Here is a 12,900-nt window from a genome sequence, read left to right on the forward strand (position 1 = left end):
CCGTTTCAATCATCGGCGAAGGATTCCCATGAACGACGCCCAGCCTGAGGTCCCCCAGGACGAACAGCAGCCGAAGGAACTGTCGCCGGCAGCCAAGCGCGCATTGGCCGAAGCCGAGGCGCGGCGCGAAGCCTATCGCGCCCAGGAGGCCAAGCTGCCAAGGGAGATCGGCGGCCGCGGCGGCCAGGAGCCCGGGCGCTACGGCGACTGGGAAGTGAAGGGCCTGACCAGCGATTTTTGACCGCATGGCCAGCGCATCGGCCCAATAATCGGCACCGCTTTTCGGCAAGCTCGATGCGCAGAACCAACAATCTGGAGTGTCCTTTGTGCGTCTCTTCGGACGCACGGCGCTCTGGTGGAACCGAAATCGAGGATCGTTCGTTTTCCCGCATTGCGTGAAAGGGACGGTCATGAAGAAATCAACGGTTCTGGCAGTTGTGGCTGCTGTTGTCCTGGCAGCCAGTCAAGCGCAGGCACAGACGAGAGAGCCGCCCGTTCCCTCGGACAAGGCCCTCAAGCTTTCCGACATCATTGCCAAGATCGAGCAACGCGGCCAGTTCCGCTTCATTTCCAGCGCGGAATGGAACACCGACGGCTATTACGACGTGACCTACTACACGACCGACAATGCCAAGGTGGAACTCAAGATCGACGCGATCAGCGGCGATCACAGGCGGTGATCGGGTGGTCTGCCGGGTTGCATATGGCCATAAATAGGAATAAATACCTTGAATGGATTCGATGTCTTTCAAGGTATGCACACTATCGGCGGTAGTCTTTGCCCTGCTCGCCGCGCCTGCTCCAGCCATGGCCAAGCGTCGCAACAATTTCGCCGGCCCCGTCAGCGCGCGGGTGCTGGAGGTGCTCGACGGCGACACCTTGCTCGCCGAGGCCGAGATCTGGCCGGGGCAGACCTTGCGGGTGAATATTCGCGTTCGTGGCATCGATGCACCAGAAATGAAAAGCCGCTGCCGGGCCGAGCGCGAGGCAGCGCTCAGGGCGCGTGCGGCCTTGTCGGATCTGGTCGCCGGCGGAGCGATCTCGCTCTCCAACATCGGCGGCGCCAAATATTACGGCCGCGTGCTGGCCGATGTCGCCACCGAAGCGGGTGAGACCGTGGCGACCGCGATGCTCGACCAGGGATTGGCGCGACCCTATGGCGGCGGCAAGCGGCAAGGCTGGTGCGGCTGACCCGTTTTGGCACGGTATGGCGCACCAGAATGGGGCGGGCCGCCGTCCCGCATATGTCGGTCATGGCGATCATGGTGAGCAGATGGTGAAGAAAGCCGGCGTCGCGCACCAAGCTTAATCATCCATTTACCATCGCTTCGAACGAAGTCGATAAAAATCAATGCCTTGACGATTTGTCGCCTGACCCGCCTCGCCTGAGGCGGGAGTCCGGCCGGATTCCTGCACCGCTCCTTGCATCGGCACTGGAGGGTGGGACATGCGGCGACTTCGGAATCTCGTACAGGCAGCAAGGGACCTGGCAGGCGATGCCAGCGGCAATTTCGCGATCCTCGGCGGCCTCACCGTCTCGATGCTGGCGATGGCGGCCGGCTTCGGCATCAACATCGCACAGCTCTACAACGTCAAGTCGGGCCTCAAGCACGCGGTCGATGCCGCCGTGACTTCGACAGCGCGGGACCTGACTACCGGCAAGATCAAGGCCGAGGATGCGGATACCATGGTGAGGGCCTTTCTCGAGGCCAACGCCGCGCGGCTGCTGGCGCCGGGCGAGAAGGTGGTGCTGCGCAACGTGTTCGTCGACAGGCTGGCAGGTACGGTCGAGGCGACCGCCGATATCGATGTCAACGTCTACTTCCCGCTCTTCGGCACCGCCAATCGTCAGCGTGTGACGGCCACGACAGCGTCGCTCTACTCGAACAAGAAGATCGAGGTGGCGATGATGCTCGACGTCACCGGGTCGATGAAGGCGACCAAAAAGACCGACAAGATCGGTGATCTCAAGAAGGCGGCCCAGAATGCGGTCGACCAGCTGCTGGGTGGCCAGGACGCCGCCAATCCCCGCGTGCGTGTTTCACTGGTGCCCTATGCCAACTCCATCAATGTCGGGGCGCTCGCCCAAAGTACGGTTTTCGTCGAGCAGAAGGGCAGCGAACGCAAGCAGGCTCCGGGCATGTACGACTCGAAGCTGGCTTCCGCTTCGCCGCGGCCCGACAATTGCGCCACCGAACGCAAGGGCAACGAGCAATACACCGATGCCGGGCCCGATATCGCGATGGTCAATCGCGACTACCTGCTGACGAAATACGCACAGGAAAATAGCACTACGACCTGTCCCGCTGCGACGCTCATGCCGCTCACTGCCGACAGCGCGGCGCTGAAAGCCTCGATCAAGAGCTACGTGGCCTCCGGCGGCACCGCAGGCCATATCGGCATCCAGTGGGCCTGGTACACGCTTTCGGAAAACTGGGGCCAGGTGATGAAGGCCTCGGAGCGGCCGGCGAAGGCCGATCCGAAAGATGTCACCAAGGTTGCCATTCTCATGACGGACGGCGAGTTCAACCTTTCCTACTTCGACGCCTCCACCTCGGATGAGGTCTACAACGACAATGGCAAGCAGGCCCCCAGAACGGCCGCGACCACCCTGTGCAAGGCAATGCGCAACAAGGGCATCGAGATCTTCACGGTCGGTTTCCAGCTCGACAACGCGGCGGCGAAGCAGACGATGAAGGACTGCGCGTCGCCGGGTTCCGGCTCCATGAAGCGCTACTTCGAGGCGGCGACGGGCGCCGAACTCGATGAGGCCTTCCAAGCCATCGCCCGCAACATCGAACAGCTGGCATTGACGCAGTAGCGGAACCAGACCGACATGAAAAAAAGGCCGCGCTTCCTGCGAAGCGCGGCCTTCCGTGTTTCCGTCCAGACGCGGCTCATGGCCGTGACTCTGAGGTCACCGGCCGCGCGTCGCGCGCCTTAGCGGGAAGACTGCTTCCCGAAAGGGCAATCCGCTGAGGCCACGTTCTGGAAAACGAAATCACTCGACATCGGATCACCTCCTTTCAGTTCGTTGAACACCGGCACAAGGTGGGGTGCCTTTGTGGCTTTTGCAAGTTCGCAATGGCCGCATCCCCTCGCACCGGTGGCACGAGGGGGTAGCCAGGTTCAGGTCCGCTTGTTCTGCCTGTTTTCGACCAGATCGTCGACGACAGCCGGATCGGCCAGCGTCGAGGTGTCGCCGAGGGCTGCGAAATCGTCCTCGGCGATCTTGCGCAGGATGCGGCGCATGATCTTGCCGGAACGCGTCTTGGGCAGGCCCGGCGCGAACTGGATCTTGTCGGGCGAGGCGATGGCGCCGATCTCCTTGCGGACATGGGCGATGAGTTCCTTGCGCAGGTCGTCGGACCATTCCACCCCGTTCATCAAGGTGACGTAGCAGTAGATGCCCTGGCCCTTGATGTCGTGCGGATAGCCGACGACGGCGGCTTCCGAGACCTTGTCGTGGCTGACCAGCGCCGACTCGACTTCCGCCGTGCCCATGCGGTGGCCCGATACGTTGATGACGTCGTCGACGCGGCCGGTGATCCAGTAGTAGCCGTCCTCGTCGCGGCGGCAGCCGTCGCCGGTGAAATACTTGCCCTTGTAGGTCGAGAAGTAGGTCTGGATGAAGCGCTCGTGGTCGCCATAGACCGTGCGCATCTGGCCCGGCCAGGAATCGGCGATGCACAGATTGCCGTCGGCAGCACCTTCGAGAATATTGCCCTCGTTGTCGACCAGTTCGGGAACCACCCCGAAGAACGGCCTCGTTGCCGAGCCGGGCTTGAGGTCGGTGGCGCCGGGCAGCGGCGTGATCAGGATGCCGCCGGTCTCGGTCTGCCACCAGGTGTCGACGATCGGCACCTTCTGTTCGCCGACGACGTTGAAATACCACTCCCAGGCTTCCGGGTTGATCGGTTCGCCGACCGAGCCCAGCACGCGCAGCGTCTTGCGCGAGGTCTTGGTCACATGGTTGTCGCCCGCCCCCATCAGCGCGCGGATGGCGGTGGGCGCGGTGTAGAAGATGTTGACCTTGTGCTTGTCGACCACGTCCCAGAAGCGCGAGGGCGACGGGTAGTTCGGCACGCCCTCGAACATCAGCGTGGTGGCGCCGTTGGCGAGAGGGCCATAGACGATGTAGCTGTGGCCGGTGACCCAGCCGACATCGGCCGTGCACCAGTAGATGTCGCCGTCCTGGTAGTCGAATACATACTGGTGGGTCATCGAGGCGAAGACGAGATAGCCGCCGGTGGTGTGCAGCACGCCCTTGGGCTTGCCGGTCGAGCCCGAGGTGTAGAGGATGAACAGCGGGTCTTCCGCCTTCATCTGTTCGGGCTCGCATTCGGCGGCAACGCTCGAGACCTCGTCGTGGTACCACAGGTCGCGGCCGTTGGCCCAGCCGGTCTTGCCGCCGGTGCGGCGCACCACCAGCACGTTCTTGACCATGACAAAATTCTTGGCGGCGATGTCGATCGCCTTGTCGGTGTTTTCCTTGAGCGGGATCGCCTTGCCACCACGCAGACCTTCGTCGGCGGTGATGACGAAGGTCGATTCGCAGTCGACGATGCGGCCGGCGAGCGCGTCGGGCGAAAAACCGCCGAAGACGATCGAATGGATGGCGCCGATGCGCGTGCAGGCAAGCATCGCATAGGCCGCTTCGGGGATCATCGGCATGTAGATGGTGACGCGGTCGCCCTTCTTGACGCCGTGCTTCTTCATCACATTGGCGAGGCGGCACACGCGCTCATGCAGTTCGTTGTAGGTGATCTTCTTGTCGTCGTAGGGGTTGTCGCCTTCCCAGATGATGGCGACCTGATCGCCGCGCTCTTCGAGGTGGCGGTCGATGCAGTTGTAGGAGACGTTGGTCAGCCCGTCCTCGAACCACTTGATCGAGACGTCGCCGGTGAAGGAGGTGTTCTTGACCTTGGTGTAAGGCTTGAACCAGTCGATGCGCTTGCCATGCTCGGCCCAGAATGCCTCGGGGTGATTGACGCTATCGGCATACCATTTCAGGTAAGTCTCGTTGTCGATGAGCGCATTCTTCTTCCACGCCGGCTGGACGCGGTGGACACGGGCTTCGGACATTTTTTTCCTTTCCTCCCGGAAGACGAGCCGGCACTTTGTCATTGCCGGCGGATGGCGGCACCTGTGCCGCGCGTTGGGCGCATTATTATCAATTCCCGGCGCACCACAATATTAGACCTTGGATTTGTGTCGCGACATTGCGCTGCGGCAGGCCGCAGAGACTGCCCGACTGTCAGCAGATCGGCCAGGTGGCTGCTAAATGTCTGAATTTACGGAACTATCGATTGTGGCTTTCGTTTTTTTAACGGATGGTCAACCTTGGCTGCGCAGGCTTTGACCGTGGAGGAACCGTTCGCTGTGGAAGGTTTGCGATGCGCGACGCTTCTGAACTGGAACTTATGCTCAAGGGCTACGGCCTAACCACGGCGGAAATTCTCTATCACCTGCCGGATCACCCCCATTTGCTGCAGACCTTCATCTGGCAGGACTACGATCTCGCCCCGAAATTCCCCAACCTGTTCGGCTTCATCGAATTCTGGCGCGCCAAGCTCGACGGTCCGCTGCACTCGGTGCACTACACCCATCGCAAGCTGATTGCGCCAAACGAATGGCGCAAGGTCGACGGCGAGTTCCAGCTGCATTGAAACGCCGCGGCCCGCGCCAAGCGTCGGTCACTGCGGCGTGAATGGAGCGGGACGCCTTCCCATTCCCTGGCGCTCGACCATCCAGCCGGGATATTCGGCAGGCAGCGCACTGGCCGCGTCGAGGCGCGCCAGATCGTCCTCGTCAAGCTTGAGTTCGGTCGAAGCAAGATCCTGTTCGAGCTGGTCCATGCGGGTCACCCCGAGGATGACGCTCATCACGAAAGGCTTGGCCAACACATAGCCGAGCGCGACCGTGGCGACTGAGACGCCATGTTTTTGGGCGATCTCGCGCATCAGCGCGACCGCGGCCCATGCGCGGTCTTCGTTCACTGGCGGGAAGTTGAAGGTGGCGCGGCGTCCCGCGCCAAGGCCGGGTGCGCCGGGCCCGTATTTGCCGGAGAGCAGCCCGCCGGCAAGCGGCGACCAGACCATCAGGCCCAGCTTTTCCTGGTCGAGCAGGGGCGCGATTTCGCGCTCGAGGTCGCGGCCGGCGATGGAATAATAGGCCTGGACGGTTACGAAGCGGGCAAGACCATTCTTGTCAGAAATACCCAGCGCCTTGGCGATGCGCCACGCCTGCCAGTTCGATACGCCGACATAGCGAATCTTGCCGCTCGAAACGAGGTCGTCGAGCGCCCCGAGCGTCTCGTCGATCGGCGTTACCGTATCGGTGCCGTGAAGCTGATAGAGGTCGATGTGGTCAGTCTGCAGGCGCTCGAGGCTGGCATCGACTGCATCCATGACGTGGCCGCGCGAGGAACCGCGCTGGTTTGGCCCGTCGCCCATTGCGCCGTGGACCTTGGTGGCGATGACGACATCCTGCCGCTTGACGCCGAGGTTGCGCAGCGACTGGCCGAGGATGCGCTCGGCCTGTCCCAACGAATAGACATCGGCCGTGTCGAAGAAATTGACCCCGGCGGCGAGCGCGCGCTGTACGATGGCGTCGGCCCCGTCCTGGCCGAGACTGGCGATGGCGCCCCAGTGCACATTCTCGCCCCCCGTTCCGAACGTCATGGTGCCGAGGCAGATTTCGGAGACGAACATCCCCGTATTTCCAAGCTGGTTGTAGCGCATCGGCTCGCTCCAGGTGTTTGGAACATATAGTGCATGTGGGGCTGGTGCCTGCGGTTTCAAATGCCGGCAGGGCGATTTTCGGGGGCGTGCCGGCCGGCGGGCACAAATCAATTCAAGTCACGGGGCGGCGCGGCCGGTTGCGAGGCGCCGCCGGGAGGCGTATCCCGGCACGAGGACTTCCGCCGAACCCTTTGGGGGTTCTAGAGGAGATACGCCATGAACATGAAAACCCTTGCGGGCGTCACGCTCGCGGCTTCTGTTGCATTCGTATCGGCTGCGTGGGCCGACATCACCATCGGCCTCGTCGCGCCGCTCACCGGACCGGTCGCGGCCTATGGCGACCAGGTCAAGAACGGCGCGCAGGCGGCCGTGGACGCCATCAACGAAAAGGGTGGCATCCTTGGCGAGAAGGTCGTGCTGAAATTTGCCGACGACGCGGGCGACCCCAAGCAGGGTGTCTCGGCCGCCAACCTGCTGGTCGGCGAAGGCGTGCAGTACGTTGTCGGGCCCGTCACCTCGGGCGTGGCGATTCCTGCTTCCGACGTCTTTGCCGAGAACGGTATCCTGATGGTGACGCCGACCGCGACCGCACCGGCCCTCACCACCCGGGGTCTTACCAACGTGCTTCGCACCTGCGGCCGCGACGACCAGCAGGCGGAAGTCGCCGCCGCCTACGTGCTCAAGAACATGAAGGACAAGCGCGTCGCCGTCATCAACGACAAGGGCACCTACGGCAAGGGCCTGGCCGATGCCTTCAAGGCGGCGATCAATGCCGGCGGCCTGCAGGAAGTGCAGTACAACTCGCTGACGCCGGGCGAGAAGGACCTCTCGGCGCTCATCACTCGCCTCAAGGCCGACAATGTTGATGTGATCTATTTCGGCGGCTATCACCCCGAGGGCGGCCTGCTGGCCCGCCAGTTGCACGATGGCGGCATCAAGGTCGTCATCATCGGCGGCGAGGGGCTGTCGAACACCGAGTATTGGGCAATCGCCAACGATGCCGCGGCCGGCACTCTGTTCACCAATGCCGCCGATGCGCTGAAGAGCGAGGCTTCCGCCGATGCCGTGAAGATCCTGAAGGACAAGGGCATTCCGCCGGAAGCCTTCACGCTCAACGCCTATGCGGCGGTCGAGGTGCTGAAAGCCGGCATCGAGAAGGCTGGCAAGGCCGACGACACGGCAGCCGTTGCCGCAGCCCTCAAGTCGGGCGAGCCGATCGCCACCGCGCTCGGCAATCTGACCTATGGCGCAAGCGGCGACCTGACCTCGCCGAGCTTCTCGCTGTTCAAGTGGGAGAATGGCAAGATCGTCGCGGCTGAATAGGCCGGCGAGAATTTCTTTCAAGAGGGCCGGGGTGCAAATCCCGGCCCTTTTTGCTTGCGCCTATGAATGTTTAGTCCACGCTCACACAGTGCCGGCAGGCCTAGAGAGTCCAGGGGTTCAGCAGCGGAAGGCCGATGCCCTCGAAATCGGCGACGTTTCGCGTCACAAGAACCAGATCGTGAACCAGCGATGTTGCGGCAATGAGCGTATCGGCACTGCCTCTTGTCCGGCCAGCAGTCAGTCGGCCCCAAGCCAGCGCTATTTCTTCTGTTATCGGCAGAATTCGATCCGCGTTTTCATGACGCAGCTCGCACAACCAAAGCTCCAACGGCTTCGCCCGCTCGGCGTCCTGCTGCCGTCGCTTGACGATACCGCGTTCGATCGCGCCGATGGTGATCACGCTCAAATTGACCGAATACGGGTCGATGGAGGCAAGCCAATCCGTGGGTTTGGGCAGACGTCTTTGGACGTCGGAGACAATGTTCGTATCAAGTAGATACATATCAAAACTCGATATCGCGGACCATCGTGTCCGAACGGCGCTCCACCTCTGCCGCAAACTCTTCATCCCAAACCGGACCGGACAGCAGATACTCGGCAAGCGATTTCCGTTTGCCCACCAGCTTCTCGTATTCTTCAGCCGACAGCACGACCACGGCCGGTTCGCCGCGCACGGTGACCGTCTGCGGCCCCTCCGTTCGGGCGCGCTGGACCAGCTTGGAGAAATTGTTCTTGGCGTCCTGCAGATGCCAGTTCATCGTCATCACCTGGCTAGCTTGGCTAGCCAGAATATAGTGAAGAACGACGTTCCACTCAACTGAGCCGTGGTGATGGCACCTCTATCGGCTGCCGAAAATCGCCGAACCCACACGTACGCTGGTGGCGCCGAAGGCGACGGCGATCTCATAGTCGCCGGACATGCCCATCGACAGCTTTTCGACGCCCGCCTCGCGCGCCAGCTTTTCGAGCAGGGCGAAATGCGGACCGGGATTCTCCTCGGCCGGCGGGATGCACATCAGGCCTTCGATGGCGAGGCCGTGAACGTCGCGGCAGCGCTTGACGAATGCGACAGCCTCACGCGGTTCGATGCCGGCCTTTTGCGGCTCCGAGCCAGTGTTGACCTGCACAAAGAGCTTCGGGGCGCGGCCCTGTTTCTCGATCTCCTTGGCCAGTTCGACTGCGATCTTTTCGCGGTCGACCGTCTCGATGACGTCGAACAGGGCAACGGCCTCCTTGGCCTTGTTGGACTGCAGCGGGCCGATCAGGTGCAATTCGATGTCGGGGAACTCGGCCTTCAGTTCAGGCCATTTGCCTTGTGCTTCCTGGACGCGATTTTCGCCGAAGACGCGCTGGCCGGCCTCGATGACGGGGCGGATGTGCTCGGCATCGAAGGTCTTGGACACCGCGACGAGCACGGCGGAGCCTGCCGGGCGGTTGGCCTCGCGCTCTGCCGCGCCTATCTTCTGCTTCACCAGCGCTAGCTGTTCGACCGAACTTTCCATACCATCGCCCTGCTGCATTTTGCCCGGCTCCGGCCAGTCGGAGTTGACGGGTCCGGGAATCCATGGTGAACACCCGGCAACGATTTCCTGATCCGCGGGTTTTCGCCCCGGTCCATGCACGCTTTTAAGTGAAAAACATCCGATGGCAACCGAACGATACAATCCCCGCGCGTCCGAACCCAAATGGCAGAAGGCCTGGGCCGAGGCGAAGCTCTTCGAGACCAACAACGACGATCCCAGGCCGAAATATTACGTGCTTGAGATGTTCCCCTATCCGTCGGGACGCATCCATATGGGCCACGTCCGCAACTACACGATGGGCGACGTGGTGGCGCGCTACCGCCGCGCCATGGGCTGCAACGTGCTGCACCCGATGGGTTGGGACGCCTTCGGCATGCCGGCGGAAAACGCCGCGATGCAGAACAAGGTCCACCCCAAGGCCTGGACCTACCAGAACATCGACACGATGCGCACGCAGCTCAAGTCGATGGGCCTGTCGCTCGACTGGAGCCGTGAGTTCGCCACCTGCGACGTCGACTACTACCACCGCCAGCAGATGCTGTTCATCGACTTCGTCGAGAAGGGCCTGGTGACGCGCAAGTCTTCCAAGGTCAACTGGGACCCGGTCGACATGACTGTGCTTGCCAACGAGCAGGTCATCGACGGGCGCGGCTGGCGCTCCGGCGCGCTGGTCGAGCAGCGCGAGCTGACGCAGTGGTTCTTCAAGATCACCGACTTCGCGCAGGATCTGTCGGACGCGCTTGATGGACTCGACGAGTGGCCCGAAAAGGTCAAGCTGATGCAGCGCAACTGGATCGGCCGTTCGGAAGGCCTGCTGATCCGCTGGCCGCTGGCCGAAGGAACCGCACCATCAGGCGAGACCGAGCTCGAGGTCTACACGACGCGTCCGGACACGATCTTCGGCGCCTCGTTCATGGCGATCTCGGACGACCATCCGCTGGCCAAGAAGGCAGCCGAGAACAAGCCCGAACTCGCTGCCTTCATGGAAGAGGTGCGCCGCATGGGCACCTCGGTGGCGGCGCTCGAGACCGCCGAGAAGAAGGGTTTTGATACCGGCATCCGTGTCGTCCATCCCTTCGACGAGAATTGGACGCTGCCGGTCTATGTCGCGAACTTCGTGTTGATGGACTATGGCACCGGCGCCATCTTCGGCTGCCCGTCGGGCGACCAGCGCGACCTCGACTTCGCCAACAAATATGGCCTGCCGGTCGTACCGGTGGTGATGCCCGAGGGCGCGGATGCCGCGACCTTCCAGGTCACCGAGGAGGCCTATACTGACGACGGCGTGATGATCAATTCGCGCTTCCTCGACGGCATGAAGCCGAAGGACGCCTTCAACGACGTCGCCAGCCGCCTGGAGCAGATTTCGATCGGCAATCGCCCGATGGGCGAGCGCAAGGTGCAGTTCCGCCTGCGCGACTGGGGTATTTCGCGCCAGCGCTACTGGGGCTGCCCGATCCCGATGATCCACTGCGACGATTGCGGCGTGGTTGCGGTGCCGAAGGCCGACCTGCCGGTCAAGCTGCCCGACGACGTCGAGTTCGACCGTCCCGGCAATCCGCTCGATCGTCATCCGACCTGGCGCCACGTCAACTGCCCGAAATGCGGCAAGGCGGCGCGCCGCGAGACCGACACGATGGACACCTTCGTCGATTCCTCGTGGTATTTCGCGCGTTTCACCGCACCCTGGCTCAACGAGCCGACCGATCCGAAGGCGGCCAACGAGTGGCTGCCGGTCGACCAGTATATCGGCGGCATCGAGCACGCGATCCTGCACCTGCTCTATTCGCGCTTCTTCACCCGCGCCATGCGCGAGGCCGGCCACCTGAACATCGCCGAGCCGTTCAAGGGCCTGTTCACGCAGGGCATGGTCGTACACGAGACCTACAAGGGGCCGGACGGCTGGGTGACGCCGGTCGAGATCAAGATCGAGGAAGTCGACGGCAAGCGCCGTGCCGCGCTGCTCTCCGACGGCACGCCGATCGAAATCGGCTCGATCGAGAAGATGTCGAAGTCGAAGAAGAACGTGGTCGACCCCGACGACATTATCGCCAGCTACGGCGCCGACACGGCGCGCTGGTTCATGCTGTCGGATTCGCCGCCCGAGCGTGACGTCATCTGGACCGAGGCCGGCGTCGAGGGCGCCCATCGCTTCGTCCAGCGCGTGTGGCGGCTGATCTCGGAATCGGCCGAAGTGCTGGCCAAGGCCGAGGCCAAGGCGGCAGCCGAGGGCGATGCATCTGCGGTGTCCAAGGCGGCCCACAAGGCGCTGAAGGCGGTCGGCGAGGACATCGCCAAGCTCGCCTTCAATAAGGCCGTCGCGCGTATCTACGAGCTGAGCAATGCGTTGCAGGCGCCGCTTGCCGATGCTGCGGCCGGCAAGGCATCGGTCGAGATGGTGTCCGCCCTGCGCGAGGCGGTCGACATCCTGATCGTCATGATCGCGCCGATGATGCCGCACCTGGCGGAGGAATGCTGGGTCGCGCTGGCAGGCGACGGCATGGTCGCCGACCGGCCATGGCCGAAGTTCGATCCGGCACTCGTTGTTGACAACGAAATCACCTATCCGGTGCAGATCAACGGCAAGAAGCGGGCGGATTTGACAATTGCCCGCGACGCAGATCAAGTGACGGTCGAAAAGGCGGCGCTGGCACTGGAAGCAGTGCAGAAGGCGCTGGATGGAAAGGCCCCGCGCAAGGTGATCGTTGTGCCGCAGAGGATCGTCAATGTCGTTGCCTGAAGCGCGGAAATCTTCCGCTTCGCGGCGCGTCGCCGCGGGGCTGGCACTGTTTACTTCGCTCGTGCTGGCTTCGGCCTGTACGGTGCGGCCGCTTTATTCTGATGGGCCGGTTTCGGCCGGCGTCGAAACGGGTACGGCGACACAGCTGGCCTCGATCAACATCAAGCCGGTCAATACGCGCTACGCCCAGGAAGTCCGCAACCACCTGATCTTCATTTTCAATGGCGGCGCAGGCCAGCCGGCTGCGGCACCCTATTCGATGGATCTCGCGGTCGTGGAGCGCAACGAACAGCTATTGTATGCGCGAGTGACCACCAGGGACGACGAGCCGACCGCAGGCACGATGACGCTGACGGCTACCTATGTCGTCACCGACATCAAGACTGGGAAGGAAATCGCCAAGGGCAAGCGCAGCGTGTCGTCGGCTTATGACCGCCCGCGCCAGGAATTCGCCCGTTGGCGCGCCGAACGCGATGCGGAGAATCGTGCCGCGCGCGAGTTGGCGGAAATGCTCCAGCTCGCCATCGCGCAGGACATGTCGAAACGCTGAGGCTTCGACCATGGGGCGGTT

The 12,900-nt window shown here is 62.8% G+C and carries 13 protein-coding genes; 8 read left to right on the plus strand and 5 right to left on the minus strand.

Annotated features, from left to right (window positions below):
* The first annotated feature begins 28 nt into the window (after positions 1 to 28).
* From ABSY17_RS25275 to ABSY17_RS25290, 4 genes are all read left to right on the plus strand, one after another.
* Positions 29 to 241 carry a DUF1674 domain-containing protein gene (locus ABSY17_RS25275; RefSeq protein WP_378947107.1) on the plus strand — a complete coding sequence of 71 codons (213 nt, stop codon included), beginning with the start codon at positions 29 to 31 and terminating at the stop codon, positions 239 to 241.
* Positions 242 to 410: 169 nt separating this feature from the next.
* Positions 411 to 680, plus strand: coding sequence for a PepSY domain-containing protein (locus tag ABSY17_RS25280; RefSeq protein WP_378947110.1), 270 nt, complete (start codon positions 411 to 413; stop codon positions 678 to 680).
* A gap of 61 nt (positions 681 to 741) precedes the next feature.
* Positions 742 to 1,191 carry a thermonuclease family protein gene (locus ABSY17_RS25285; protein ID WP_378947113.1) on the plus strand — a complete coding sequence of 150 codons (450 nt, stop codon included), beginning with the start codon at positions 742 to 744 and terminating at the stop codon, positions 1,189 to 1,191.
* A 256-nt stretch (positions 1,192 to 1,447) separates the two neighbouring features.
* Positions 1,448 to 2,821, plus strand: coding sequence for a hypothetical protein (locus ABSY17_RS25290; RefSeq protein ID WP_378947116.1), 1,374 nt, complete (start codon positions 1,448 to 1,450; stop codon positions 2,819 to 2,821).
* 308 nt (positions 2,822 to 3,129) lie between these two features.
* Here the strand turns inward: ABSY17_RS25290 and acs are convergent, their stop codons facing one another.
* Positions 3,130 to 5,085: an acetate--CoA ligase gene (gene acs, locus ABSY17_RS25295; protein WP_378947119.1), complete on the minus strand. Its 1,956-nt coding sequence runs from the start codon at positions 5,083 to 5,085 to the stop codon at positions 3,130 to 3,132.
* Between the two features lie 311 nt (positions 5,086 to 5,396).
* On the opposite strand from acs, the gene ABSY17_RS25300 reads away from it, so the two are divergent.
* Complete coding sequence (locus ABSY17_RS25300) at positions 5,397 to 5,669, plus strand: usg protein (RefSeq protein ID WP_378947122.1); 273 nt, start codon at positions 5,397 to 5,399, stop codon at positions 5,667 to 5,669.
* A 27-nt stretch (positions 5,670 to 5,696) separates the two neighbouring features.
* Here the strand turns inward: ABSY17_RS25300 and ABSY17_RS25305 are convergent, their stop codons facing one another.
* Positions 5,697 to 6,743 carry an aldo/keto reductase gene (locus ABSY17_RS25305; RefSeq protein ID WP_378947125.1) on the minus strand — a complete coding sequence of 349 codons (1,047 nt, stop codon included), beginning with the start codon at positions 6,741 to 6,743 and terminating at the stop codon, positions 5,697 to 5,699.
* 216 nt (positions 6,744 to 6,959) lie between these two features.
* On the opposite strand from ABSY17_RS25305, the gene ABSY17_RS25310 reads away from it, so the two are divergent.
* Positions 6,960 to 8,066 (plus strand): branched-chain amino acid ABC transporter substrate-binding protein, encoded by a 1,107-nt coding sequence (locus ABSY17_RS25310; RefSeq protein ID WP_378947128.1) that lies wholly within the window; start codon positions 6,960 to 6,962, stop codon positions 8,064 to 8,066.
* 100 nt (positions 8,067 to 8,166) lie between these two features.
* Here ABSY17_RS25310 and ABSY17_RS25315 read toward each other — a convergent pair whose 3' ends face one another.
* The 3 genes from ABSY17_RS25315 to ABSY17_RS25325 all read right to left on the minus strand — a co-directional run bounded on the left by ABSY17_RS25315 (position 8,167) and on the right by ABSY17_RS25325 (position 9,568).
* The gene (locus ABSY17_RS25315; RefSeq protein WP_378947131.1) at positions 8,167 to 8,568 is read right to left on the minus strand and encodes a type II toxin-antitoxin system VapC family toxin; all 402 of its coding nucleotides are present in this window, start codon (positions 8,566 to 8,568) and stop codon (positions 8,167 to 8,169) included.
* A gap of 1 nt (position 8,569) precedes the next feature.
* Positions 8,570 to 8,824 carry a type II toxin-antitoxin system Phd/YefM family antitoxin gene (locus ABSY17_RS25320; RefSeq protein WP_378947133.1) on the minus strand — a complete coding sequence of 85 codons (255 nt, stop codon included), beginning with the start codon at positions 8,822 to 8,824 and terminating at the stop codon, positions 8,570 to 8,572.
* 81 nt (positions 8,825 to 8,905) lie between these two features.
* Entirely contained in the window at positions 8,906 to 9,568 is a 663-nt protein-coding gene (locus tag ABSY17_RS25325; RefSeq protein ID WP_378953015.1) for a YggS family pyridoxal phosphate-dependent enzyme, read from the minus strand.
* A gap of 142 nt (positions 9,569 to 9,710) precedes the next feature.
* On the opposite strand from ABSY17_RS25325, the gene leuS reads away from it, so the two are divergent.
* Positions 9,711 to 12,329, plus strand: coding sequence for a leucine--tRNA ligase (gene leuS / locus ABSY17_RS25330; RefSeq protein ID WP_378947135.1), 2,619 nt, complete (start codon positions 9,711 to 9,713; stop codon positions 12,327 to 12,329).
* On the plus strand, positions 12,316 to 12,879 hold the full coding sequence (lptE, locus tag ABSY17_RS25335; RefSeq protein WP_378947138.1) for an LPS assembly lipoprotein LptE: 564 nt from the start codon (positions 12,316 to 12,318) through the stop codon (positions 12,877 to 12,879). The genes leuS and lptE overlap by 14 nt, the downstream gene beginning before the upstream one ends.
* Positions 12,880 to 12,900: the final 21 nt, after the last annotated feature.

This window comes from Mesorhizobium sp. ANAO-SY3R2 (genome assembly GCF_042466635.1).
Classification (GTDB): Bacteria; Pseudomonadota; Alphaproteobacteria; order Rhizobiales; family Rhizobiaceae; genus Aminobacter.

Coding starts and splice junctions, on each gene's coding strand:
- ABSY17_RS25320 (WP_378947133.1), bottom strand. CDS start 8,824: ATGAACTGGCATCTGCAGGACGCCAAGAACAATTTCTCCAAGCTGGTC.
- ABSY17_RS25305 (WP_378947125.1), bottom strand. CDS start 6,743: ATGCGCTACAACCAGCTTGGAAATACGGGGATGTTCGTCTCCGAAATC.
- ABSY17_RS25290 (WP_378947116.1), top strand. CDS start 1,448: ATGCGGCGACTTCGGAATCTCGTACAGGCAGCAAGGGACCTGGCAGGC.
- acs (WP_378947119.1), bottom strand. CDS start 5,085: ATGTCCGAAGCCCGTGTCCACCGCGTCCAGCCGGCGTGGAAGAAGAAT.
- ABSY17_RS25300 (WP_378947122.1), top strand. CDS start 5,397: ATGCGCGACGCTTCTGAACTGGAACTTATGCTCAAGGGCTACGGCCTA.
- leuS (WP_378947135.1), top strand. CDS start 9,711: ATGGCAACCGAACGATACAATCCCCGCGCGTCCGAACCCAAATGGCAG.
- lptE (WP_378947138.1), top strand. CDS start 12,316: ATGTCGTTGCCTGAAGCGCGGAAATCTTCCGCTTCGCGGCGCGTCGCC.
- ABSY17_RS25280 (WP_378947110.1), top strand. CDS start 411: ATGAAGAAATCAACGGTTCTGGCAGTTGTGGCTGCTGTTGTCCTGGCA.
- ABSY17_RS25285 (WP_378947113.1), top strand. CDS start 742: ATGTCTTTCAAGGTATGCACACTATCGGCGGTAGTCTTTGCCCTGCTC.
- ABSY17_RS25310 (WP_378947128.1), top strand. CDS start 6,960: ATGAACATGAAAACCCTTGCGGGCGTCACGCTCGCGGCTTCTGTTGCA.
- ABSY17_RS25315 (WP_378947131.1), bottom strand. CDS start 8,568: ATGTATCTACTTGATACGAACATTGTCTCCGACGTCCAAAGACGTCTG.
- ABSY17_RS25325 (WP_378953015.1), bottom strand. CDS start 9,568: ATGGAAAGTTCGGTCGAACAGCTAGCGCTGGTGAAGCAGAAGATAGGC.
- ABSY17_RS25275 (WP_378947107.1), top strand. CDS start 29: ATGAACGACGCCCAGCCTGAGGTCCCCCAGGACGAACAGCAGCCGAAG.